Source organism: Bifidobacterium apri, from assembly GCF_009299485.1.
GTDB classification, from domain to species: Bacteria; Actinomycetota; Actinomycetes; order Actinomycetales; family Bifidobacteriaceae; genus Bifidobacterium; species Bifidobacterium apri.
On the sequence record NZ_WBSO01000001.1, the window covers coordinates 121,311 to 146,092 of the forward strand.

Below are 24,782 nucleotides of genomic sequence, written 5' to 3' on the forward strand. Positions count from 1 at the left end.
CCAGGCACGCGAGATGTCAGCGCCCGAAATCGCACACCGAATATCGCGCCAGATCCCTTCCCCCGATTACTGCTCCGGCACAGCTCCATCCGCATCTGACTGCCCGTCGGAGGTAATTGAATCGGTTTTGCCCTCGATGAACGCGAGCACCTGCGGCAGATCCTGAGGCTGGACCAGCACCTCTCGGGCTTTGGAGCCCTCAGACGGACCGACGACACCCCGCGATTCCAGCAAATCCATCAAGCGACCCGCCTTGGCGAAACCGACACGCAGCTTGCGCTGCAACATGGAGGTCGAGCCGAACTGGGTGGAAACCACCAGCTGGGCGGCTTGCAACAGCACATCCATGTCATCGCCGATGTCTTCGGTCGGATCGACCGTATGCTTGTCCGCCTCCTTGGCCATCTGCTCGATATCCTCGCGATAATGCGGCTTGCGCTGGGTGCGCACGAATTCGACCGCCTTGCGGATTTCGGACTCCCCGACCCACGAGCCCTGCACGCGGATCGGCCGTGCCTGTCCCATCGGCAAGAACAACGCATCGCCCTGCCCGATAAGGGTCTCGGCGCCGGTCGTGTCGAGAATCACGCGCGAATCCGTGGCTGAAGAGGTCGCGAACGCCAAACGTGACGGAATATTCGCCTTGATCAGACCGGTCACCACATCGACCGACGGGCGCTGAGTGGCGAGCACGAGATGCACGCCAGCCGCACGTGCCAGCTGGGTGATGCGCTGGATCGAACTTTCGACATCGTTCTTCGCGACCATCATCAGGTCGGCCATCTCATCGACGACCACCAGCAGGTACGGGTACGGTGCCACCTTGCGCTTCGACCCTGCCGGGGCATGCACTTTGCCTTCCATCACCGCTTTGTTGAAATCCTTCATATTGCGGAAACCGAAGAACTGCAGGTCGTCATAGCGCGCGTCCATCTCCTTGACCACCCATTCGAGCGCCTGCGCCGCATGTTTCGGATCGGTGATGATCGGGGTGAGCAGATGCGGAATGCCCGCATACGCAGACAATTCGACACGTTTGGGGTCGACGAGAATCAGACGCACCTGCTCGGGCGTGGCACGCATGATAATCGACATCAGCATCGAGTTGATGAAGCTCGACTTGCCTGAACCGGTGGCGCCGGCGACAAGCAGATGCGGCATTTTCGTCAGGTCTGCGGTGACGAAATGCCCTTCGACGTCCTTGCCTACACCGGCAAGCATCGGATTGGGGTCGTTCCGGGCCTTGTCCGAACGCAGCACGTCACCCAAATGCACGATTTCACGGTCGATATTCGGAATTTCGATGCCGATCGCCGACTTGCCCGGGATCGGCGACAGGATACGCACGTCCGAACTGGCTACCGCATACGCGATATTGCGTTGCAGATTGGTGACTTTTTCGACCTTGACACCAGGACCGAGCTCGACCTCGTACTGGGTGACGGACGGCCCGCGCAGGAATCCGACGACCTTCGCGTCGACCTTGAATTGCTCAAACGTGTTGGTCAACGCACGGATGACATTGTCATTCGCCGGGGTGCGCATCGCATGAGGCTTGCCTTTGACAAGCATGCCGAGGTCAGGAAGCTGATACGGCTGGTTTTCATCAGGGTCCGCAAGGGTCGGACCGCCAACCTGCCCGTCACCGCTGTCAGGATGCCCTTCGGACGACCCGTAGGCGCCGGTGCCTTCCGGATCCACGGCACCGGCGGTATCGGAGGCATCCGCAGCATGGATCCCGCCGCCCGGCACCTGGCTCGCGGCGATCGCCGCCCACGGATCGTTGCCCGTCCCGGACGCGTGCGCAGCAGGAACAATGGCAGGAACAGCGGCAGCAGTCTGCCCGAGGCCACGTGTGGCATCCGAACCATCGGAGCCGTCGGAGAGCATCGGGGATGCATCCGAAGACACGGTCCGCGGGCCGCCCAGACGGGTTTCAGCTGCTTCGCCATGCTGCTTGGCGGCATGGGAGAATGCCTCGTCCCCCGCGTATTCGTCGAGACGGTCGTCGCTGTCCTGTCTGGGTTTGCGGTGGAACAGCCTGGCGAAGAATCCCGGTTTGCGTTCAGGCTGTACATCCTCGTCATCATCGGAGCCGTCGTGCGCAGGAACGCCTTCGGCCATCTGCATCACACCGTCGCCGACACGCACCTCATTGGGGAATTGTTCGTCATCGTCTTCGCCCCGCTCCTGCTCGTCGTCGCGATTCGCGCCGATTCCAAGACGATCAGCCAATGCGTGGAATCGGTCAGGCAGATCCTGGACGTGGGTGCGCGTGATCAACAACAGCGAGAACAAGGCGACGACCACGAACACGATGACCGCAAACACCTTCGACAGTCCCCATGTGAGCGGAGAGCCCAGCAGGAAGCCGAACACGCCACCGGCATTCTCAAGCACCGACAGATCGAAACCATGGGTATCGGATGCCGCGACGGCATCGATGATCGAGCATATCGACCACAACAGCAACACCCACCCCGTCACCACACGAGGATTGTCGGAATCCTTGCCGGCATTGCGCATCAGCCGGAACGCCACAATCGCGAGGAATACCGGCAGCACGACGCTCATCACGCCGAACGCGCCGGCTGCAAGCGTATGCAGCATCCGGCTCAACGCGCCGTTGACCCGGAACCATTCCGAAGCGCAGAACAGGATGGAAAGAATCACCATCACGAAACACAGGCCGTCACGCCGGTATGTGGGATCATACTCACCGACGCCCGTAAGCGCCCTGACCGCTGCGCCGAAGCCTCGCGGGATGGCGAGCAGCAGTTTCTTCCACAACGGTTCCTCGCCGGCGAGACGCTCGTCTTCAGACAGCACCCGCGTGCGGTCAGCGTCTTCGGTACCGGTACGTTTCGAGGACCCGCTCGACCTGCGACGGGTTGATGTCTTCCGCTCTTGCGATGAGGATGAGGATGTGGTTCGTGCCATAGCGACTCCGATTCTAGCGACCGGCGGTCACATCGCCGACGCCTGACACACTAAGCCTGAATATCGCCGAGATGATGCTGGACATATTCATCGGCATGCGCGTCAATCGCATCGTACTCCCCCGCGTCCGCATGGTCGATGATCGCCATCGCATTGTCCAGCAGCTGAGGGTTCAACGCCTCCAGCCAATGAATCCGCGGGTCGCGGCCAAACCATCCCATCTGCTTGCGGGCCAGACGACGGGTCTTCTGCGCGATGTCAAAGAACGCGTCATCTTCATCCCAGATGCCGTCCAGATAGTCGATGATCTGCTGGTAGCCGAGCGCGCGACCGGCGGTGAACCCCAGATGCGGCCGCAACCGCCGCACCTCGTCAACGAATCCATGCTCCCTCATCGACTGCGTGCGTTGCATAATCCGGTCGTCAAGCTCACGCCGCGGCAAATCAAGTCCGATCTGCACGCTGGGAATCACATACCGGTAGCGCGGCAGACTCGCCGAATACGGGCGTCCGGTCACCTCGATGACCTCAAGGGCACGGATGGTCCGACGCGGATTATGCGGGTCCATGCGCGCTGCGGCATCGGGATCCTTGGCTTTCAATTCCTCGAACAGTGCGGCGGCACCTTCCTCATGTTCGCGCTGTTCCAGGCGGGCACGGACCTCGGGATCCGTACCGGGGAAAGAGATATCGTCGATCGCCGCTCGCGCGTACAGGCCCGAGCCGCCGACCAGAATCGGTCGGATGCCTTGCGCCTGCAAATCATGGATGCACTCGCGGGCAAGCGTCTGGAACCGGGCGACACTCATCGTGTCATCCGGGTCGATGATGTCCAGCAGATGATGAGGGACCTCGGCCTGCTCCTCGGCGGTCGGCTTCGCGGTGCCGATATCCATCCCCCGATACATCTGGTAGGCGTCAGCGTTCACGATTTCCGCGCGTTCGCCGCGATCCGCGAGGGCTTTGGCGATGGCGATGCCCAATCCGGTCTTGCCTGAAGCAGTGGGCCCGACAATCGACACGACACGGGCAGAAACCTGCGGTTGCCCTGCGCCGGTGTGCTGCGCGGGATCCTTCCGTTCGTTTATCGGTTCACTTTCGCCATCCGTCTGCCGCATTCGAGCCTCCATTCTGCTTGTCTTCTCCCCACCACTGTACTCACCCGGGCGTTGCACAGGCGCCGGTTGCACGCGTTCAGCCGCGACGGACCCGATACGTCTGCCCCGCCTGCGGATCGGGGTCGGCGATCAGGTTGTGCTCGCCGGCATGGGTGACCGTCGCCGTCACGAAATCACCGATATGCGGTTGCGGACAGCCTTCAGGCACGCCGATATGCACCAGCGCGCCGGTCCGTTCACGACCGGTGACACGATGCGTTTCGTCATCTTTCTTGCCATGGGTGCCGGTAACCATGACCTCGACATCACGCCCTTCGAACTTGTCAAGCTCCTCCTGGGTGATGCGCTGCTGGAGCGCCAGCAGGCGATCGAAACGCTCCTGGACGACCTGCTTGGGGATTTGCTCCATCGCGGCGGCAGGAGTCCCCGGACGCGGCGAATACTCGAAGGTGAAGGCCGTTGAGAATCGCGCCTGTTCAACCACGTCGAGGGTGCGTTGGAAATCCTCCTCGGTCTCTCCGGGGAATCCGACGATGATGTCGGTGGAAATACGGGCGTCAGGCATGGCTTCACGCACTTTGGACAGGATGGTGAGGAAGCGTTCCGTGCGGTACGAACGCCGCATGGAGCGCAACACGCGATCGGACCCCGATTGCAACGGCATATGCAGCTGGTGCATGATATTCGGCGTCTGTGCCATCGCGTCGATCACATCGTCGGTGAACGCGGCAGGGTGAGGCGAAGTGAACCGCACGCGTTCCAGCCCGTCAATCTGCCCGCAGGCGCGCAGCAGTTTGGAAAACGCATAGCGATCGCCCATCCCGTACCCGTAGGAGTTGACGTTCTGCCCGAGCAGCGTCACCTCTTTGGCACCGTTCGCGACACATTCGCGCACTTCGGCGAGCACGTCACCGGGACGACGGTCATGTTCGCGGCCTCGGGTGGTGGGCACAATGCAGAACGTGCACGTGTTGTTGCAGCCCACGGAAATCGACACCCATGAGGAGATACGCGACGAGCGGGCGGCAGGCAGCTGGCTGGGGAAATACGTCAGGTCGTTGGCGACATCGATCTGCGGCTCGCCGGTCGCACGCGCCTGATCAAGCAGTCGTGGCAGTGAGGCGATGCTTTTCGTGCCAAACACCGCATCAACCCACGGGGTTCGTTTGGCGATGCGTTCACGGTCAAGCTGGGCCATGCACCCGCCGATCGCGATTTGCACGCGCGGATTCGCATGCTTGTAGCGCGCCCACCGGCCGATGGTGCCATACATACGCTCCGCCGCGTTTTCCCGCACAGCGCAGGTGTTCATCACCACAAGATCGAAATCATGCTGATCGATCTGACGCTCGGTCGCCGGCACATATCCGCTCTGTTCAAGCACGCCGGCGATACGCTCGGAGTCGTGCACATTCATCTGGCAGCCGAGCGTATGGATATAGAACACGCCCTTGCCCCGGCCGTCCGGCCGCATGTCTGACTGCCCGGCAGCCGGTCTCGAGGCGCGCTCCGCCTCGGTCATCATCGCTTCATCCATAACCGCCGATTGTAACGTCCGGTCGGCACACCGCCGGCATACCCCCATGAACGGCATGTCGCCCCGATCACCGACATATCCGTGCGTGTCACGCTATCATGGTCAATCGTGATACTTGACCGACATAACCGCATCAATATCGGAGAGATGGAAGCCCGACTGGGCAATATCAAGCTCGGAGAGCATTTCCCCGCGGAGGAAATCACCGAGTTCATCGACCTTATGCAGGTGTATGAAGGCGCGATGTATGAAATCAGCACGAAGCTGGAAATTCTCGACAGCGAGTTCCAAGTGCGATTCGCCCACAATCCGATCCATCATATGGAACGGCGACTGAAATCGGTGGATTCCATTCTGGGCAAGCTGCAGCGCAAGTCGCTGCCGATCAACACACGGTCGATCAAAGACAATCTGTTCGATGTCGCAGGCATCCGTGTCATCTGCAATTATCGCGACGACGTGTATTCGGTGTCGAACTATCTGTCCGCGCAATCGGATATCCAAGTGCTGCGCGTCAAGGATTACATCAAAAGCCCCAAACCAAACGGCTACCGCAGCCTCCATGTGATTTACGCCGTCCCGGTGTTCCTGTCGTCCGGTGCGCATTACACGCCGGTCGAAGTCCAGTTCCGCACCATCGCGATGGACTATTGGGCGAGTCTGGAGCATCAGCTGCGGTATAAGTCCGATCTGCCTGATTCCAAGCTCGCCGAGCATTCGCAGACATTGCTCGACTGCGCCCGCAGCCTGCAGAACATCGAAGCACAGATGCAGGGCATCCACCGCGATATCACCGGCGCTCCGCGCGTGGACGAGGCTCCGCAGGCATGATTCGCGCTTCCGGACGGTCACGGCAGCCCGCCCGCCCCCCGGCTACCATCCGGCGTTCATGAGGCCGAACGGTAGTCCGGCAGGAAAGCCTGTCGCGATTCCCCCCCCCATCCCCGGCGGCGGCAACACCGCCGGGACGGGCGAAATCCTAGAATCCAAGCGCCGGCCTGGTCAACCCCTGCTCGAAGAAGCGGAACTCATGCTCAGATGAGACGAGCGCCGCATGCATCATATGCTCATATTCGTCGATGGACGCTTCAGCTGCCAGCCGGTCGCAGATTTGCACCTCGCGCAATGTGCTTTCCGTGAATTCGGGATCCGAATACATGCGAATCCACTCGCCGAAGGGATGCGTCTCAACGTCGATATGCTTCTCGCGCACCTGTTCGCGCATTTCCTTGCCCATCGCGGCGTACAGCCAGAAACACGGCATGACCACGGCGGCGAGCCGCGCATATGAGCCGCTGTCAGCGACCCGATGCTCGTGACCGATATAGGCGGCAGTCACTTCGGAGCGGGAAACCGGCGACGGGTCGAATCCATGCTTGACGAACCAATCGTGGTGGAACATCACTTCGGAATCCACGCCGCCGGACGCCGCCTGTGCAAAGAACACGCGCTCGTCCAGCCGGTCGGCGCGCGAGGAGGCAAGGGCGAGCAGCGACGTGTAATCCGTCAGATAAATATCATCCTGATGCAGGTAGAACGCGAAATCCTCCAGCGACAGCGTGGCGTCCACCATGCTAGTGATGAAGCGCATGCCGTGGATCCGCTCACGGATCGGCCGGACGCGATTCCAGTAGTCGGCGCTGAACCGCATGCCGGTCGGCGCATGTCGCCACGTGAAATCGACCGGGCCATGCCCTTTGCCGACGTGCAACCTGTCGGCGGCGGCAATCGCCCCGTTCATCCATGTCTTCGCGCGGCGAGCCGTCTGCTCCCACGTGTCGCATTGCGGACGCAAGGCTGCGAGCGTGCTCGACAAGGTGTCCCCCGTGCCGTGCACATTGTGCGTATGCACCGCCCGGCCTTCAATACGTGTGACGCGCACACCGGCATCGTCATCGGAGGGCTCCGCGAGAATATCCGTACTCGATGCACTGCCGGCGAGCGCGAGCGCACCGCCTTTGGCGTAGACGGCGACACCGTACCGCGTGCATACTTCGCTTGCCATGGATTCCAGCGTGTCGATATCCGATGCGTTCTGGTCGGCATCGGCGAGTGCGGCGAGTTCCGGTACATTCGGGGTGATGATGTCTGCCATGGCGATGATGCTGCGCAAGGCGTGTTCGGCTTGTGGGGTGAGCAGTGCGTCGCCGGATTTGGCGTACATAACCGGATCGAGCACGACGACCGGCTTGGGCAGGCCTTCGGTGCGATAGCGTTCTTCAAGCGCGGACAGCCACCCTTTGACGGCTTCGACGAGTTCCGGGGTGCCGAGCATGCCGATTTTCATCGAGTCGATGACCGCGTCGTCGCTGACCGCGTTCAGCTGGGCGACAAGGAAATCAGGTTCCATGTTCACGATGCTGGTCACGCCCTGGGTGTTTTGGGCGAGGACGCTGGTCATGGCCGCATATCCGAATACGCCTTGTGCGGTGAATGCCTTCATATCAGCCATGGTGCCGGCGCCGCCGATGGGGTCGGAGCCTTCGATGGACAAGACCCGCAGCCGCGAGGGCGCGTCCGCTGCGCGCTCCGCCTCGGCTTCCAATCGCGAAAGCGCCATCATGGCGGGGGTGGTATGCGGATTGTCGTTCGATTGCTGGTATTGCGGCTCGCTCATGCCGGACATCCCTTCGCTAGTGCTGACTAGATCAGGTTCAACGGGTGTGTTCTCAGCCTGTCGGCACCCCGTGTCACCGTCAGTCCACTGTAGACTCCCCCACGGTCAATGCTTGTGCTGTATTGCAATCGCCGCCCGCGCGTAGCCAACGGTGTCGGATATGCTGGGAATATGCGAGAGAATGAGAAACGGCGTCGGATCGTCGGCAGTGTATTGCTGTTGCTGACGTCCCTGATTTGGGGTTTCGCCTTCGTCAGTCAAGTGCAAGGCATGCAATCGGTATCCCCCATGTTCTTCAATGCGGTCCGGTTCACCTTAGGCGCGGTGTCGCTGATACCCGTGCTTGTGGTGCTGTCCCGGCTTGGGGTGGGGCGCACGGTGCAATCGCAGACCGAGGATCGCCATGCCGGTCCGGGCACGTTGGCATGGTGGTCCGCGGTCTGTGGGCTGATTTTGTGGGCGGGCGCCACATCTCAGCAGTATGGGATCCAATTGAGCATGTCCGCCGGGCATTCCGGGTTCGTGACCGCTTTGTATATCGTGTTGGTTCCGGTGCTCGGCTTCCTGTTCCTGCATCGGCGGATTCATCTGCTCACCGTGCTGGCAATCATCGTGTCGATTGTCGGGTTCTATCTGTTGTGTGTCACGGACACGATCCACGGCATCGGGGTGGGCGATCTGGTGCTGCTGGCGAGCGCACTGCTGTATGCCACGCATATTCTCGTCATCGATCGGGTGGGAAGCAGGTTCAACCCGATCATGTTGTCGTTGGGCCAGTATCTGGTGGTGTCCTTGCTCAGCTGGGTGGCGACCTTGGCGTTGCATCAGGTGGACTGGCGGGGTGCGTTGGCGTGTGCGGGCGCTCTGGCGTATGCGGGCGTCATGTCGGTGGGTGTCGCCTATACGCTCCAGGTGGTCGGGCAACGATATGTTCCGCCTTCGCAGGCGTCGATGATTATGTCGCTGGAATCGTTCTTCTCTGCTGTGGGCGGAGCGCTGATTTTGCATGAGACGATGTCCGGGCGCGGTTATGCGGGCTGCGCGATGATTTTCCTCGGGACGATCCTCGCGCAGATTGACCCGGAACGACTACTCGGACGCCTATTCCAAGATGATTCCCAGCAAAAGACCATAGAGTGATGAACAAGAAAGGAGCGATTATGACCTACGATCAGCAACATCAGAATCCTTCATCTCAAAGCCCCCAGTACCAGTACAACGGGCAGGCGCAATCTGAGTACAGCCAGCCCCAATACGGCCAGCCGACCGCACAGCCACAGGTCGCTTACCCCTACTATCAGTCCCCCGCGGGCGCAGGTGCCGGAACCGCATATGCAGCCCCGGCTTCGGCCATTCCCGCACAGGTCGCATCGGCCACCGAACGCGCGGAACGGACGTCAATAACACGCGCCTATGCCGAAATGACCGCCGGCCTTGCAATCACCGCCGTCGTTGCGGTGCTCACGCAGACCTTCGGACTGCTCAATAGCTTCCTGGCGGCCACCGGCAGCCTGGGGTGGATCGGCCTGATGCTCGTGCAGATCATCATGGCCATCGCCATCGGCAATCAGGCGATGAGCCTGAAAGCAGGTGCCGCACGCGTCCTGTTCTACCTGTATGCCGCGTTGATGGGCTTCACCTTGAGCTCGATTTTCATGGTCTACGACCTCGGCTCAATCGGGACGGTACTTGCGCTGTGCACCGGATTCTTCTTCGTGTTGACCATGCTGTCGCTGACCATGCGTTCCAGTCTGTTGAAAGCCGGCCCCATCCTTCTCGCCGCGCTTATCGCCTTGATTGTCGGCGAGCTCATCATCATGCTCGTGGCGCCTGGTTCGACCGGTATCATGGTGATTTCCGCGATCGGCGTGCTTATCTTCGCCGGATTGACCATGTATGACGCGCAGAAGACGCGTGTCCTGTTCGCGCAGTATGCCGGTCAGCCCGAAGCGATCAAGAGCCTGTCGATTGTGTGCGCGTTGAATCTGTATCTTGATTTCGTGAATATGTTCCTGTATCTGCTGCGTCTGTTCGGCAGCCGCGACTGAACGGATTCCCACCATTTGCGGTATGCATACCGCACTGAGATTTACGATAACCGCATTCGGGCCCGATTCCCCATCAGGGAGCCGGGCCCGAATGCATGATGCGTCATGTGTCAGCGCGTCGATACGAAAGTCGGGAATACCTCGTCGATCACCGCCGACCCCTGGTCTTTTGCGGACTGCGCATAATCGAAACGCAGGCTGAGAATCGACTGCTGGGTGACGATCTCCTTCACATACGTGATGGTGCCATTCTCCGCGTAGCTGCACACCATGATGTCCCCGGACAGCAGATGGTAGGAGACGCTATGGCCGGAAGCGCATGCAGAGTATTCGGATGCGACCGTGGCGCCGGTCGTATTCGACGCTCCGGTCACGGTGATGGTCATGCCGATCGAATCGTCGGTGAAGCTTCGTGTCGCACCATTATCGGTTTCGTCATGCCATACGTAGCCATCGGGTATGGAAACCCGGTATCCCATCGTGTCATTCGTGTACACGCCTGCCGGCGATGGCGTCAAGGAAGCAGATGGCGACGGCGAGGATGACGCCGACGCCCCATCCGATGGGGTTGCCGTCGCAGACGCACTGGTTGTGGCGTTTGCAGACGGCTGGGCCGGGGATGCGGCACGGTGACGGGTCGCCACGAATGCGATGCCGGCACACACCAGCAGTGCGATAACGACCACGATGATCAGCGTGTTGCGCGCCGGAGACGCGGTACGCCCAGCCGCAGACGATGCTGCCGGACGAGGGGTCTGGACGCGAGCGCCTGAAGCGTTCCGTGGTGCTTGCGATGCTGCGCCGGCTGGCTGGTAGGCTGGCTGCTTCGCGTCGGCGGGGATGGCGACGGTCGCTTCGTCGTCGTTGCCGGTGATCCCGTCAGTGGCGGGAAGCTGTCCGGTGGTTTCGGTTTCGTCAGACGCAAACGGCTCTTCCTCGCGTGTATTCGGCTGGTTGCCGGGCTGTCCGAATGAGAATGGGAATTCGTTCGTGGACTCGTATATCGCCGCAGTACGTCCCGTCATTTCGGCAGGAGGGATGTTGTACGGCAATGGGCCGGTTTCCGTGCCGATGGCATCGCGGTCGATGACCTCGGTCGGCTCGTCATTGCCGGATTCTTGCATGTCGGAGGGCATCATGCTTGCGGATGGGGCATCAGACGGGATTTCAACTCGTCCGTCCCCTCGCCGGGCATCTTCTGCTTCTGCGGGTTCCGTCGCCGGCGTCTGCTCAATCGGCGGATGCTGCGCCGACACGGGCGAAGACGATGCCTCGTCGTTCGGTGTATGGCCGCTTTGCGCTGAGGCGTCAGCAGCTTGCGGGGCTTCCACGGTTGCCGCGGCTTGCGGGGTCTGCGTGGATTGGGATTGTTCGGAAGTCGCGGAAACCTGCGATGCTTCGATTGTTTCCGACTGTTCCGATTCTTCCGATCGCTGCGAAGCTTCCTCGGCCTGTCCGGTTTCCTCGATGTCCGGAGTGTGCTTGGTGTTCAAAACCCTTGGTGTCTGTGGGATTTCGGTACGATCCGAGGGTTCTTGATTCGGCGACACCGGCGAAGACGGCGAAGTCTCCTTTTGGGGCGAGATCATATCCGCGTCCTGCGCAGTCGGCTCCTCCCCGTGTTCGGCGGTATCGAAGTGAGCAGCATCGGCATCCGCGACATCACCTGTATCAGGTTCGCTGTCGGCAACGGCATCGGCGTTCCCGGCAACGGTACCGGCGTTCCCGGCAACGGTACCGGCGTTCTCGGTTTGATTGGCGTTATCGGCGTCTGATTCGCCATCCGGCACGTTCTCAGCTTCGGCTTGGGTTTGTGTCCCCGGCTGATGGTCGGGCTGTTGTTCCGACGGAGCCGCGGACCTGCCCTCGGCATCATCGGCGTTCAGACTCCAGATTCCTTCCGGAAGCGGCGGAATCCCCCACGTATCCGACGCCCAGTCAAGCGCGAAATTGTAGTTCTTGCGCTCCTGCCTGGAATCGGCATCGTCGCTCTGTGCGCCAGCCTGCCCTGCGTCTGTCTGCCCCGCACGGTTGGGTGATTGTTCCGTGTTCTGCGCATCATCACGAGTATCGCCATCGGCGTTCGGCTGTACCCCATCGACTGTTCCGACGGTGTTGTGGGCGGCACCCGGCCGCATTTTTGCCCGTGGAATAACCGAATGGGTTGACGCTGCGAGCGCGGCGAGATCAGAGGACCCGTTGATGGCAGCCATTTGCGCCTGCTGGATGTATTCGCGTCGCGATATGGGGCGTGTGGGCTGTTCTTGAGCGCCATATGCCGAAGGCACGGGTTGCGTGCGACGTGGAATCGCCTGGGTTGGCGTGTCGGACCCGCGAAGATCCGGCCCTTCGAGCGAACCGCCGCAATTCATGCAGATATCCCCGTCGTAGAAGACTTCCGAACCGCAATGCGGGCAATATCGTATGGCGCTCATCTGCTTAACGTCCCTTCGCGACCATCATCATCAATCGTTTCTACCCTAACCCATGCCATGCCTTGTCCGGCTGCCGCTCCCCAAGTCGGCACAGATTCGCCGCACGCCGTCATCCGGGCACGCCCAGCGGGATTCGGCACGCAGCATGCCACCACAGGTCATCACCGGTCATCACGCGCACAGGCCAAAAGAAGCCATGATCCGCGCATCAGCCGCGCATACGATACTGTTTCCAGATATCGGCCAGACTGGTGCCATCGCTGCGTTTCCACACGTTGAGCCCTTGGCTGCCTCCGCCCACCGCACGTGCAGCCGCCGTAGGCGTGGTGTACTCCGTGCCGTTTTCCAAACGCATCGTGCCTTGCGAGGTGATTTCTGCTTTCCACAGTTCGCCTTTGCGCGGACGCTTCCATTCCAGCTGCTCGCCGGGGGTCAACAAGCCGGAACGCAATACCGCTGCGATGGTCACACGACGCGAGGTCTTCGTCTGCGTTGCATCGGATTCATCGGCGTCATGCTGGTTGTGCGATGCAAGCGCGGATTGGATATCCTGATGGTCGTATGGGATCTTCCAGTACTGCGCGATCAGTTCGACCGTCTCCTGCTGACGACTTGCAAGCGTCTGCGGCGTGCATGTGACGATATCCTCCAACTGTCGGGTCAGCGGGAAGCGTTTGGATGCACTCATCGTGAGCATCCGGTCGCGTCGGTCGCCGAACGACGTCACTTGCCCCAATTTCGTGTTGTTCGTTTGACTCAACGCCATATTGCCCAGGCGATCCGACCAGTATTCCAAGTCCGCTTGGGTCCAGCCGTCCTCCAGCTTGTCTTTGCCGGTGGGTTCGGGCATGATACGCACGGCTTGCAGACTGCGTGGACGGGCGATGGCGAACCCGCTGCTCTGCTCGTTCGCGCGAATGAGCAGAAGCCGCGGAAGCGAGGGGTCGTTCGGCATTTCGCCTCGCAATCGGATCAGCGCACGCCGGGCGGAGGTCTGGTCGATGGTCAGACCCGGTACCGTGGAAGGCGACATGCCTTTGTCCAGATCGCGAACGGTGATCGCAGCACGCCGGCGACGGTCGATGGATGTAGCGCGGTTGAGGCAATCCACTCCCCATGCGCGTTCTGTCGCCCGCAGGATCTGCAACAGGCGATCCACATCATGCAAGTCAGGCGCAGTCTCGCCATCAGCGCCGCCCCGCGGTTTCGCATGTGCAGAGGACGGGCGGAATATGACGGCGTCACCGTCACCAAGGTTGCGGATTGAATGGACCAACGCCCACATCGCAATCGGCTTCCAATCATCATTCGGATAATCGCGCAACGCGACGAGCATCGAAATGACCTCCGGAGGCAGATTGGTGTCCGTCGGACGTTCCAGCACACGCCATGCGCGCATGTACGGCGACAGGATCTCGTCAATGAAACGCGGGACCGACTTGTCGTCGATGCATGGGGCGAGCACGTCATCCAAGAACTGGTCGATCAGACGCGGGCAATCCACTTTCCGAGAGACGATCAGATGGAGATCCCTGAAGAAGCCCTCACAGGATGCCGGGTCGTCCCCGAGCGGATCCATGATCTCATCCCAGCGCATGGCATACAGGTCGCGCTGCGTTTCAGCAATGGCGGAAACCGCTTTGGCCTTGAACACGTCTGACACCGTCAACGGCATGCCACGCATGTTCATCACGTCGAACACCCGGTGGGCGCCTTGCAAGTCATCCGTGGAGACAATGACCAACGTCACCTTGTTGACCATGTACGAGGCGAACGCATGCCGTTCATCGTCATTCATCGCGGCGAACGTGTCATAGGCGGCTTGCGCGTTGTCGTGGATGTTGCGTTGTGCGTTGGTCTCCATGTCCATGTCGCGCAGATCGAACAGGGATTCGAGGTTGCCTTCCTGCACGTAGGAGGCGAAGAACGCGGCGTCCCGTTCACGCAGCGTAAGTCTGGGCGCCACATCGATATGACGCAGTCTGTCGCCTGGGTCAACCAGAAGGTTCGTCAAATCGCGGGACACACCCGGGTCGTCTTCAAGCTCGCGCAACGCCGCGATGATGATGGTCAGGGATACGAGACGTTGCTGCCCGTCGATGACTTCATACTTGTTGCCTTTATCGTGCACCAAGATGATCGAGCCAAGAAAATACGGGGTTTGCGGTGTCTGGGTTGCTGAACGGATGTCGTCCAGCAACTGCCGCACATTGCCCGGACGCCATGAATACGCCCGCTGGAATGATGGGATCGACAGACGATAATCCGATGTGAACACTCGACCCAGCGGCACTTCCGACGCGCTGATTGCCATGATGCCTCCCCTCGCCGCGAATATCCGGCGTGATCTCTCTGTTGCGATTCTACGACACACTCCCCCGCGGTGGGAAACCACGACGGGCCGCGCACGCCACCATAAGGCGGCAGGCGCGGCCCGTCACAGGATGGGTGCGGTTAAGCCCGCTTGCCAGCCATGAGGTTGCGCAACACGTATTGCAGGATGCCGCCGTCGCGGTAGTAATCCGCTTCACCGGGGGTATCGATGCGCACGGTCGCGTCGAATTCGATCTTGGTGCCGTCGCTCTTGGTGGCGGTCACATGGACGGTTTGCGGGATTTCACCGTTGTTGAGTTGGTCGATGCCTTCGATGTCGAAGGTTTCGGTGCCGTTCAAGCCGAGCGATTCCGCGGATTCGCCGTCGGGGAATTGCAGCGGGAGCACGCCCATGCCGATCAAGTTGGAACGGTGGATGCGTTCGAAACTGCGGGTGATGACCGCACGCACGCCGAGCATGACCGTACCCTTGGCAGCCCAGTCGCGGGACGAGCCGGTGCCGTATTCCTTGCCCGCGAGCACGACCAGAGGCACGCCCGCCTTGCGGTAGTCCAGCGAAGCCTCGAAGATCGTGGACGGCTTGCCGGTCAGGAAATCGTAGGTATACCCGCCCGGAGTCACCTCTTCACCGACCGAGGCGAGCAGCTGGTTGCGCAGACGGATGTTGCCGAAGGTGCCGCGCACCATGACCTCATGATTGCCGCGACGGGAACCATACGAATTGAAATTCTTCGGTTCGACGCCGTGCTCGACAAGATACTTGCCCGCCGGGCTGGAGGCCTTGAACGCGCCGGCCGGGGAGATGTGGTCGGTGGTCACCGAATCGCCGAGCAGCGCAAGCACGCGGGCGCCGTGAATATCCTCCACCGGGGCGGGCGTGGCGCCCATGCCGTCGAAGAAGGTCTGCCGGCGCACATACGTGGAATCCGGATCCCAAGAGAACAGTTCGCCCTTGGGCACGTCGAGCCCCTGCCAACGGGAGTCGCCGTCGAAGACACTCGCATAGTCCTTGACGAACATCTCGCGCGAAACCGTCTCATCGACCACGCGTTGCACGTCTTCGTTGCTCGGCCAGATGTCGCGCAGGAACACGTCGTTGCCGTCCGTGTCCTTGCCCAGCGGCTGGGTGGCGAAGTCGAAGTCCATCGTGCCGGCGAGTGCGTAGGCGATCACCAGCGGCGGGGATGCGAGATAGTTCATCTTGACATCCGGGCTGATGCGGCCTTCGAAGTTGCGGTTGCCGGAAAGCACCGCGGTGACGGTCAGGTCGTTGTCGTTGATGGCTTGGGAGATTTCAGGCAGCAGCGGGCCGGAGTTGCCGATGCAGGTGGCGCAGCCGAAGCCGACCAGCTGGTAGCCGAGTGCGTCGAGATCGTCTTGCAGGCCGGCTTTCTTCAGATAGTCGGCGACGACCTGCGAACCGGGGGCTAGCGAGGTCTTGACCCACGGCTTGGGTTTGAGCCCCTTGGCATGGGCGTTGCGGGCGATCAGGCCGGCGGCAATCATGACCGACGGGTTCGACGTGTTGGTGCAGCTGGTGATCGAGGCGATGGCGACATCACCGTTCTTCACATCGAAATCGCCACGGAAATCGGTGCTCACCGGCACCGGCTGCTGGGCGGTCTTGTCGGTTTCGTACGCCGGCAGCGTGTCTTCGAAGGTTTGCTTCGCCGTGGCGAGGGTGATGCGGTCCTGCGGACGTTTCGGACCGGCGATGCTCGGCACGACAGAACCCAGGTCGAGCTCCATGTACTCCGAGTACTGCGGCTCGACATACTGCGGATCCTTGGTGTCGCCCCACAGGCGGTTCGCCTTGGCGTAGGCTTTGACGAGCGCGACCTGCTCTTCGCTGCGGCCGGTCAGGCGCAGGTAGTCGAGGGTCACGTCGTCAATCGGGAAGATGCCGCAGGTGGAACCGAATTCAGGGCTCATATTGCCGATGGTCGCACGGTTGGCGAGCGGGACGGATGCGACGCCTTCACCATAGAATTCGACGAACTTGCCGACCACACCATGCTGGCGGAGCATATCCGTGATGGTGAGGACCACGTCGGTTGCAGTGACCCCTTCCGGGATGGAACCGGTGAGTTTGAACCCGACGACCCGCGGCACGAGCATGGAAATCGGCTGGCCGAGCATCGCGGCCTCAGCTTCGATGCCGCCGACACCCCAGCCGAGCACGCCGAGGCCGTTGACGGTGGTGGTGTGCGAATCCGTGCCTACGCAGGAGTCGAGATAGGCGAGCTTGCGGCCGTCGCCAAGACCGGAATCCTTGCTCATGACGACTTTGGCGAGGTATTCGATGTTCACCTGGTGGATGATGCCGGTCCCCGGCGGCACCACGCGGAAGTTCCTGAACGCCTGCTGTCCCCAGCGCAGGAACTGATAGCGTTCCCCGTTGCGCTGGTATTCGATATCCATGTTCTGCTGCAGCGCGTCGGCAACGCCGTACTTGTCAATCTGCACGGAGTGGTCGATGATCATGTCGGCGGGCACCTGCGGGTTGATGACCTCGGGGTCGCCGCCCAGCTCCTTGACCGCGTCACGCATGGTGGCCAGATCGACGATGCAGGGCACACCGGTGAAATCCTGCATGACAACACGCGACGGCGTGAATTGGATTTCGTGGCTCGGTTCCGCCTGCGGATCCCAGTCGAGCAACGCCTTGACATGCTCGTCGGTGATGTTCTTGCCGTCGATGTTGCGGACGAGATTCTCGACGAGCACCTTGAGCGAGTACGGCAGATGCTCGATGCCGGGCAAATCTGCGATGTTGACGTAGTCGAATGCGGTGTCGCCCACGGTCAGTGTGGACAGTTGACTGTCTTTGAATGACATGCTACCTCCGAGCCGGCGAATGCCAGATGGTTGAATTCGGTATGGATGCCGATTAGTGCTTTCCCCTGTATTGTATCGTGACACGGTTTCAACTCTGGCGTGTCTGCCTGTTATGTGAGAAAATACGCGCGAACACGCGGCTCGCCAGTTGGCAGAGCACGAATATCGCAACGGATGCGAGCAGCGCGACCATCAGTGCGACGAGCGTACCACCTTGCGGCATGTGCAGCGCGAAGAAGTCTGCCACCGGCGGGATGAACAGGCCGATGACACCGGCCGCAGCGAATACCGCCACGAGTATGCCACGCCAAGACGCCAGCGGCCGGGCCACCAAGGCAAGCACCAACACGCCGAGCGCAAACACGATCATCGCGCAGCACGACCGCTGCCATGCGAGATCCGCCGGAACAGACAAATCCCATCCAAGCACGCCCGGCATGGACGCCTCCGCAATCAGCACCGACAATCCCACCGCAATGCCGCCCGGCAACGCGAATCGCACGACACGCCCAAGAAAACCGGGGATATAACGCCTGGTATTGGGCGCCAACGCGAGAATGAACGCGGGCATGCCTATCGTCAGCGCGCCGATATAGGAAATATGCCGGGGCAGGTATGGGAACGGCATCGCCAGTAGCACCACGCCGAGGGATATCAGCGCGGAATAGACGGTTTTGGTCAGGAACAGGCTCGCCACACGCTCCATATTGGCCATGACTTGGCGGCCTCTGGCGACGACATCAGGCAGGTGGGAGAATTTCGAATCGACGAGCACCAGCTCGGCGACCGCCTTCGTAGCCGGCGCCGCGTTGCCCATCGCCACTCCCAAATCCGCCTCTTTGAGCGCCAACGTGTCGTTGACGCCGTCTCCGGTCATCGCCACCACATGATGTGAGGCGTGCAAGGCTTTGACGATGGCTTGCTTCTGTTCGGGCAGCACGCGGCCCACCACGTCGATGCGTTCCAGGGCGCGCGAGAGTTCGTCGATATCTTCGGGAAGATCATGGGCGTCGATGGCGACCGGTTCACGGTCACCGGTCAGTTTGACGTTCGCAGCGATCGCGCGCACGGTGGTCGGGTTGTCGCCGGAAATGACACGGCATCGTACTCCTTGGTCGCGGAACCAGCGCAACGTGGCCTCGGCGTCCGATCGGATCCGTTCGCTGCACAGCAGCAATGCCGCGGGACGAGCATGAGCAGGCAAAGCGGGGCTGTCTGCGAACGATGCCGCCGTCTGCCCTTGCGCCAGATGCGCTCGGGCGATCAGCAGTACGCGATGGCCTTCAGCCGCCTTGGTCTGGACGCGCTCAAGCACCGGAGCGAACGCCGTGTCCGCAGCCGACGCGTCTGAGCCGACGTTCCGGGCCGCGTCGGCGAATCCCCGCGCCAGGACTTCTGGGGCACCCATCACCCACACCGTGCCGTCCGCACGCACGATGGCGCTCCACTTGCGCGACGATGAGAAGGGGATGCGTGCCGCAAGTTCGCCCGGACGCACATGTTCGGCGGCGAACAGTTCCATGGCGGCACGTCCTGTGGCGTTTGGATTCTCCTCATTGCACAGGTCGTAGGTGGCTTGCACGGCTTCGTCACGACTGGTTTCAGCGGCCCGCCAATCGTCTGCCGTCGCGGGAACCAGCGCGTCGGCGACGATGCCCCCGTCGGTGATGGTGCCGGTTTTATCCAAATTCAAGCAATCCACGCGAGCAAGCGTTTCCACCGATTCCAAATCCTGCACAAGCGTATGATGCCGTGCCAAGCGCATGGCGGCGATGGCGAAATTGAGCGACGTGAGCAGTACCAGGCCTTCGGGAATCATGCCGACGACGCCCGCCACGGCGGAGACGACCGCTTGCCGCCACGCACCGGTCGCGATGGCGTTGCCCAGCCCGCCGACCGTGTGCAGCTGCGACCAGATCAGCAGCATGCACAGCGGCACCACGACGAAGGACATCACGCGAAGAATCGTGTTGATGCCACGGCTCAGGTCGGACAGGTTGCGTTTGTAGACTTTCGCTTGTGCGGTCAGCCCCGCCGCATAGCTGTGCTCACCGACCGCATCCACGTGCACCAGCGCCATGCCGGAAACCGCCGTCGACCCTGAATAGACGGATTCGCCTTCCTGTTTGCGCACGGTCCGGGATTCACCGGTGAGCATGGACTCGTCAAGTTCCAGTCCCCAGGTATGCAGGATTGTCGCATCAGCCGGCACCTGCTCCCCTGCCCGGATCCACACCAGATCTCCGAGCACAATCTCGGAGGGCGCAATCTCGACATCGTCGCCGTTGCGGCGCACCAGCACCGGAGAAGCCACCAGAATCGACAGACGGTCGAGGGTGACCTTCGCCCGCAATTCAGTGACGATGCCGATGGCGGTGTTGATGATGATGACCAGTCCGAACACCGCGTCTTTCCATGATCCGGTCAGCAACACGACGATCATCGCGGTGAGAATGATGCCGTTGAACAGGGTGAATACGTTTGCACGAATGATCGAAGCCACCGAGCGTGACGTACTATCGTCTGTATGATTCGTCTGGCCTTGTTCCACGCGGATCCGCACCGCGTCACGGTCGAGACCACGCTCGTCCACCTGCGGCATGGTCGTGCCGGCCACCGTCCCCTGAGTCACCGTCATACCGGCCTCCTTCATGTCCGCCGAATCCGCTCCCAGCGACCCGGCACCACCGCATTCATCCCACGATAGCAGCGCAACACGCCACATCCGGCACGTTCAGCTGCCGGGATGGAGCCGCGCAGCAAACAGTGAAGTAATCTGCCTGCAGATTCCGCGTTGCATACCGGTCAGACCGGAACGCGGAGTCACACTCGAAAACCGTCTGGAGAAATCCATGCCGAGATCCGCGGTCGGCACGCCAGCCGGCACCACGCCTTGCGAAACCAGAGACGTACCGATACCCGCGGCGAGACACGCGCAAATCGACGCGTTGCCAGCAATCTCGACACGATGTGTCGGCTGGATCGAGCGCTGGGAAAAGAACAGATCCGTGTAGTAGCGCACGCCCGACCCATGCTCGCGCAACAGCCACACCGTAGCCGGGTTCTCTGGATCATGCGCATGCTCCCCCGCCAACACCAGCCGGTCATCACACAACGCGGCACGGACAACACCCTCCGCTGACACCGGCTTCTCCACGATACCCATCTGTGCCCGATGCAATTCCACCGCTTCGACAATCTCATCAGAATTCGCAGTCATCACACGCAGATCCACATGCTCCAGCGCGCCCTGTGCCTGCAAGCCCTCGAGAATACGCGGCAGCAGCGCCACCGCGGCGGTGTTGGACATCATGAGCAGGAACGGGTCGTGCGCCTGCCTCGCCCGATTGACATCCTCCTGTGTCTGCCGCCATTGCGCAAGAAGCTTCACAGCGGAACGGTAGAGTGTCTCCCCCGCGCGCGTTGCAGTCACATCGGCACGTGCATGACGTTCAAACAATGGCGTTCCCAACCGTTGCTCCAGCTGCGCAATCCGAGCCGAAACCGTCGACTGCGAGACACGCAACTCGTCGGCCGCAATCGAGAACTGCCCGGTCTCATACACCGCCACAAACGTTTCAAGCAAAGGGAACACACAGGTATTATCCCACTGAGCGCTACCCCATTGAATACTATCCCGTTGGATAAAGGAGCCGTATCCCGGAAAATCCGGAACACGGCTCCAATATCAATCAATGACGTCTAATTCACACCATGGCGGGCAAGCACATCCTGCCGATGGCTCACAACACCCCGCACGCCTTGAGCAGCTTCTCGATCTCGGTGCCCTGTACTTTCTTGAGCAGTTCATGCAGAGCGAGACGGTCTTTGAGCGGCAGGTCCATTTCTGTGAGTTTCTTGCCGTCGGCGAGTTTGACCGTCGCGGTCAGCAGGTCGCGCACGTCGAAGACGCTACCCCATACCTCCGGCACGCCACGGTCGACATTGCACAGCGTGTACACCGCTTCCATGCCAGTGCGGATTGAATACTCCGTGGTGAACACGGTGTCGCGCGGCGTTTCGGCGTACTGGCCGACGAAGGCGAGGTTCACAGAGCCGTCGGGCACGACCTTCGGCCGGTCCCCGTCGCGGCGCGGTTCGAAGAAACTCGTCACATACGGCATCATCGCGGCGGTCGTGTTGCATACTTCGCTCGCCAGCTGCTTGATCCTGTCCTGCGGGATGCCGATGTGGTACAACCATTCCTCGCACAATTCCTCACCGGTGCATTGTGCCATCGGCTTCTTGACGAAATCGCCGTTGTCATGCCAGCAGTTGAGGCCGTACACCCAGATCAGGCAATGGTCGGACGGCTGGTCAGGGAACTGGCCTTGCCTGTTGATGGTCCACGACAGCAGCCAGCTCGAATCCCTGGCGGTCACGATGCCGCCGGTCACGATCTTGCCGGACAGCGGGTCGCGGTGGCAGATCGCCTCGATTGCGTCGAGCACCTCCTTGTTGGACGTGTCGACCGTCCACGATTCCCAGCTGGTTTCCTCGATGTCCTTGAAGAACTTCTCAGGGTGCCCGAAGTCCGAGGATTGGGCGGCGATCCGCTTCCACAGTTCAACCGATGGGCCTTCGCCGTTCTTGATGGACACGACCGGCGCGTGTGTCTGGTCGCCGTAGGCGGTGCAATCGCCTTGCGAGCCGTTGGTGATGAACACGAGGTCGTTGTCGGTCAAGTCGATGCTCTTGGCCTCACCGCCCTGCGTGTATTCGATGCGGCGGGCCGCTTTGCGGCTGCGCGTCACCTCGCACACCACGTTGGTCACATTGGTGTCGTACAGCACCTTCGCCCCGGCGTCCGTGATGTACTTGACCATCGGGCGGATCATGGAATCATACTGGTTGTAGCGCGTGAAACGCAGGGCAGACAAATCGGGCAAGCCGTCGATGTGATGGATGTAACGCTGCATGTAGCGTTTCATCTCGATGGCGCTGTGCCATTTCTCGAACGCGAACATCGTCTGCCAGTACACCCAGAAGTTCGTCTTGTAAAAATCGTCGTCGAACACGTCATCGATGGTCTTGTCGGCGAGCTCCTCGTCCGTGGCCATGAACAGGTGCAGCAGTTCCTGCGTGGCCTTCGGGTTCATCCCGTACTTCTTGTCGGTGTGCGCATCCTGGCCTTGCTTTTCGGTGACGCGACACAGGGAGAAGTTCGGGTCGTGCTTGTTGAGCTTGTAGTATTCGGAGAAGATCGTCTCCCCGGGGTTCTGGATGGACGGGATGGAACGGAACAGGTCCCACATGACTTCGAAATGGTTGTCCATCTCACGACCGCCGCGCATGATGTAGCCGCGTGTCGCATCGTAGATGCCGTCGCAGGAGCCGCCGGCCACCGGCAGGAATTCGAAGACCGTGATATGGTCGCCGGGCATCTGGGCGTCGCGGATCAGGTAGCATGCCGCCGACAGGCCGGCAAGACCGGACCCGACGATATACGCGTACTTGTCGTCGATGCCTTCAGGCTTCTCCGGGGTTGCGAAGGCTTCATAGTTTCCAGCCGAGTAGTACATGATGACTCCTTTGCCGTCATTGTTCGCCGGTTTCATTGAAGGCATTTCCGTCTTGATGAAGCCGGGCCTCAACGTCGAGGCGGGCACCATTATAGGAGTGGCCGGAGAATCATGCCATCGACACTCTAATGGTAAATGTCGATTTTGCAAACCGATGAGGGACCGTCAGGCAGGTACACGGCTGGCACCGACACGAGTGTAGGATGCGTAGCCGTGCCACGCATCCCACACAGAATCAATCAGAACAGCAGCGTCACCGCCAGGAACGCGCCGCCCGCCAGCAGGATCGAGGCAAAGAAGCTGGCGAGCACCGCCATGCGGCCGCGGCTTGCGATCGCCTTGAAATCGACGTTCATGCCTAGGGCCGCCATCGCCATGCCCAGCACCAGATAGGCCGCTTTGACCAAGATGTCCGTGAACTGTGCGACGACGGGCAGGTACGTACCGGCGACCGATGCAACGAGGAAGCCAAGCATGAACCACGGGATCGGCACCTTGCGCGGGCCGTCACCGGGCTGGGTGTGTCTGCGGGCCCACCATGCGCCGATAATCATGGCTGTCGGGGCGAGCATCAGCACCCGGGAGAGCTTCATGATGATCGCCGCGTCCATGCCCGCGTCCCCCGCAGAACCTCCGACCGCGACCGCATGGGCGATTTCGTGGAGCGAGGCGCCGCCCATCGTGCCGAATTGCGCATCAGACAACCCCAGGAACGGGCGCAACGCGATTTCCGCGAGCGCGAATACCGTACCCATAACAGCTACAGTCGCCACCGCCATGACTTCGTCATCGCGTCCGCGTTTCTCTTCAGTTTTCGGCATGGTGATGGAACCAGACAGTCCCATGACGGCCGCGGCACCGCAAATACCTGTGCCACCCGCGGTGAGGATGGCGAGATGCTCGTCAACACCGAGTGTTCTGGCGATGAGATACGTGACGGTGATGGTGAGTGTGACGATGATCGCCGCCACCGCAATGGTTTTGACCCCGGTGGCGAACAGCACGTCGAGATTGAGTTTGAAACCGAGCAGGATGATGCCCAGCCGCAGCAGTTTGTTGGAAATCAGTGCCGCGGCGTTACCGATGCCTTCCGCACGCTTGGCGGCGGCGTGGGCGAGCCATGCGCGCATCGGGATCTGCACAAGCATACCGATGATCAGTGCGATGATGAGCGCGCCGAACAGGCTGAACACCGGCAGGCCGGCCATCAGGGACCCGATAATGGACGCAGCGCAGGTTACGAGTGCGACTAGCAGCATCTCTCGGGTGCATATGCGAGAGCGTAATGATGTGAGTGTGGTCGTGATTCTTGTCATGTTGCCATCTTCGTCGATGCCAAAGTATCAATCAAATGCGTGTCTTCAATGACTGGTATCGGGTTTCTCGATACTAT

Annotated in this window: 14 protein-coding genes and 1 riboswitch; of the genes, 3 read left to right on the plus strand and 11 right to left on the minus strand. The window is 61.1% G+C overall.

Features of this window, described 5'->3' with window-relative positions:
- Positions 1 to 66 precede the first annotated feature (66 nt).
- From DSM100238_RS00470 to miaB, 3 genes are all read right to left on the minus strand, one after another.
- Entirely contained in the window at positions 67 to 2,940 is a 2,874-nt protein-coding gene (locus tag DSM100238_RS00470) for an FtsK/SpoIIIE family DNA translocase (RefSeq protein ID WP_152354795.1), read from the minus strand.
- Between the two features lie 50 nt (positions 2,941 to 2,990).
- The gene (gene miaA / locus DSM100238_RS00475) at positions 2,991 to 4,058 is read right to left on the minus strand and encodes a tRNA (adenosine(37)-N6)-dimethylallyltransferase MiaA (protein ID WP_240812253.1); all 1,068 of its coding nucleotides are present in this window, start codon (positions 4,056 to 4,058) and stop codon (positions 2,991 to 2,993) included.
- Positions 4,059 to 4,134: 76 nt separating this feature from the next.
- Positions 4,135 to 5,595 carry a tRNA (N6-isopentenyl adenosine(37)-C2)-methylthiotransferase MiaB gene (gene miaB / locus DSM100238_RS00480; RefSeq protein ID WP_167510949.1) on the minus strand — a complete coding sequence of 487 codons (1,461 nt, stop codon included), beginning with the start codon at positions 5,593 to 5,595 and terminating at the stop codon, positions 4,135 to 4,137.
- A gap of 147 nt (positions 5,596 to 5,742) precedes the next feature.
- On the opposite strand from miaB, the gene DSM100238_RS00485 reads away from it, so the two are divergent.
- Positions 5,743 to 6,426 carry a GTP pyrophosphokinase gene (locus DSM100238_RS00485; protein ID WP_167510968.1) on the plus strand — a complete coding sequence of 228 codons (684 nt, stop codon included), beginning with the start codon at positions 5,743 to 5,745 and terminating at the stop codon, positions 6,424 to 6,426.
- A gap of 148 nt (positions 6,427 to 6,574) precedes the next feature.
- On the opposite strand, the gene DSM100238_RS00490 is transcribed toward DSM100238_RS00485, so the two are convergent.
- A complete protein-coding gene (locus DSM100238_RS00490; protein ID WP_167510950.1) occupies positions 6,575 to 8,212 on the minus strand; it encodes a bifunctional hydroxymethylpyrimidine kinase/phosphomethylpyrimidine kinase in 1,638 nt (545 codons plus the stop codon).
- A riboswitch (TPP riboswitch) is annotated at positions 8,204 to 8,293 on the minus strand. It overlaps the preceding gene by 9 nt.
- A 90-nt stretch (positions 8,294 to 8,383) precedes the next feature.
- Between DSM100238_RS00490 and DSM100238_RS00495 the strand changes: the two genes are divergently transcribed.
- Positions 8,384 to 9,352: a DMT family transporter gene (locus tag DSM100238_RS00495; RefSeq protein WP_152354798.1), complete on the plus strand. Its 969-nt coding sequence runs from the start codon at positions 8,384 to 8,386 to the stop codon at positions 9,350 to 9,352.
- A 20-nt stretch (positions 9,353 to 9,372) separates the two neighbouring features.
- Positions 9,373 to 10,260 (plus strand): Bax inhibitor-1/YccA family protein, encoded by an 888-nt coding sequence (locus DSM100238_RS00500; protein WP_152354799.1) that lies wholly within the window; start codon positions 9,373 to 9,375, stop codon positions 10,258 to 10,260.
- Between the two features lie 110 nt (positions 10,261 to 10,370).
- On the opposite strand, the gene DSM100238_RS00505 is transcribed toward DSM100238_RS00500, so the two are convergent.
- The 7 genes from DSM100238_RS00505 to DSM100238_RS00535 all read right to left on the minus strand — a co-directional run bounded on the left by DSM100238_RS00505 (position 10,371) and on the right by DSM100238_RS00535 (position 24,705).
- Positions 10,371 to 12,695 carry a hypothetical protein gene (locus tag DSM100238_RS00505; protein ID WP_152354800.1) on the minus strand — a complete coding sequence of 775 codons (2,325 nt, stop codon included), beginning with the start codon at positions 12,693 to 12,695 and terminating at the stop codon, positions 10,371 to 10,373.
- Positions 12,696 to 12,903: 208 nt separating this feature from the next.
- Positions 12,904 to 15,009, minus strand: a complete 2,106-nt coding sequence (locus DSM100238_RS00510) for a GmrSD restriction endonuclease domain-containing protein (protein ID WP_152354801.1) — start codon at positions 15,007 to 15,009, stop codon at positions 12,904 to 12,906.
- A 140-nt stretch (positions 15,010 to 15,149) separates the two neighbouring features.
- A complete protein-coding gene (acnA, locus tag DSM100238_RS00515; protein ID WP_152354802.1) occupies positions 15,150 to 17,867 on the minus strand; it encodes an aconitate hydratase AcnA in 2,718 nt (905 codons plus the stop codon).
- An 88-nt stretch (positions 17,868 to 17,955) separates the two neighbouring features.
- Complete coding sequence (locus DSM100238_RS00520; protein WP_152354803.1) at positions 17,956 to 20,505, minus strand: HAD-IC family P-type ATPase; 2,550 nt, start codon at positions 20,503 to 20,505, stop codon at positions 17,956 to 17,958.
- A 96-nt stretch (positions 20,506 to 20,601) separates the two neighbouring features.
- On the minus strand, positions 20,602 to 21,462 hold the full coding sequence (locus DSM100238_RS00525) for a LysR family transcriptional regulator (protein WP_152354804.1): 861 nt from the start codon (positions 21,460 to 21,462) through the stop codon (positions 20,602 to 20,604).
- A gap of 148 nt (positions 21,463 to 21,610) precedes the next feature.
- Entirely contained in the window at positions 21,611 to 23,389 is a 1,779-nt protein-coding gene (locus DSM100238_RS00530; protein ID WP_152354954.1) for an oleate hydratase, read from the minus strand.
- Between the two features lie 239 nt (positions 23,390 to 23,628).
- Positions 23,629 to 24,705 (minus strand): YeiH family protein, encoded by a 1,077-nt coding sequence (locus tag DSM100238_RS00535; RefSeq protein WP_240812254.1) that lies wholly within the window; start codon positions 24,703 to 24,705, stop codon positions 23,629 to 23,631.
- Positions 24,706 to 24,782: the final 77 nt, after the last annotated feature.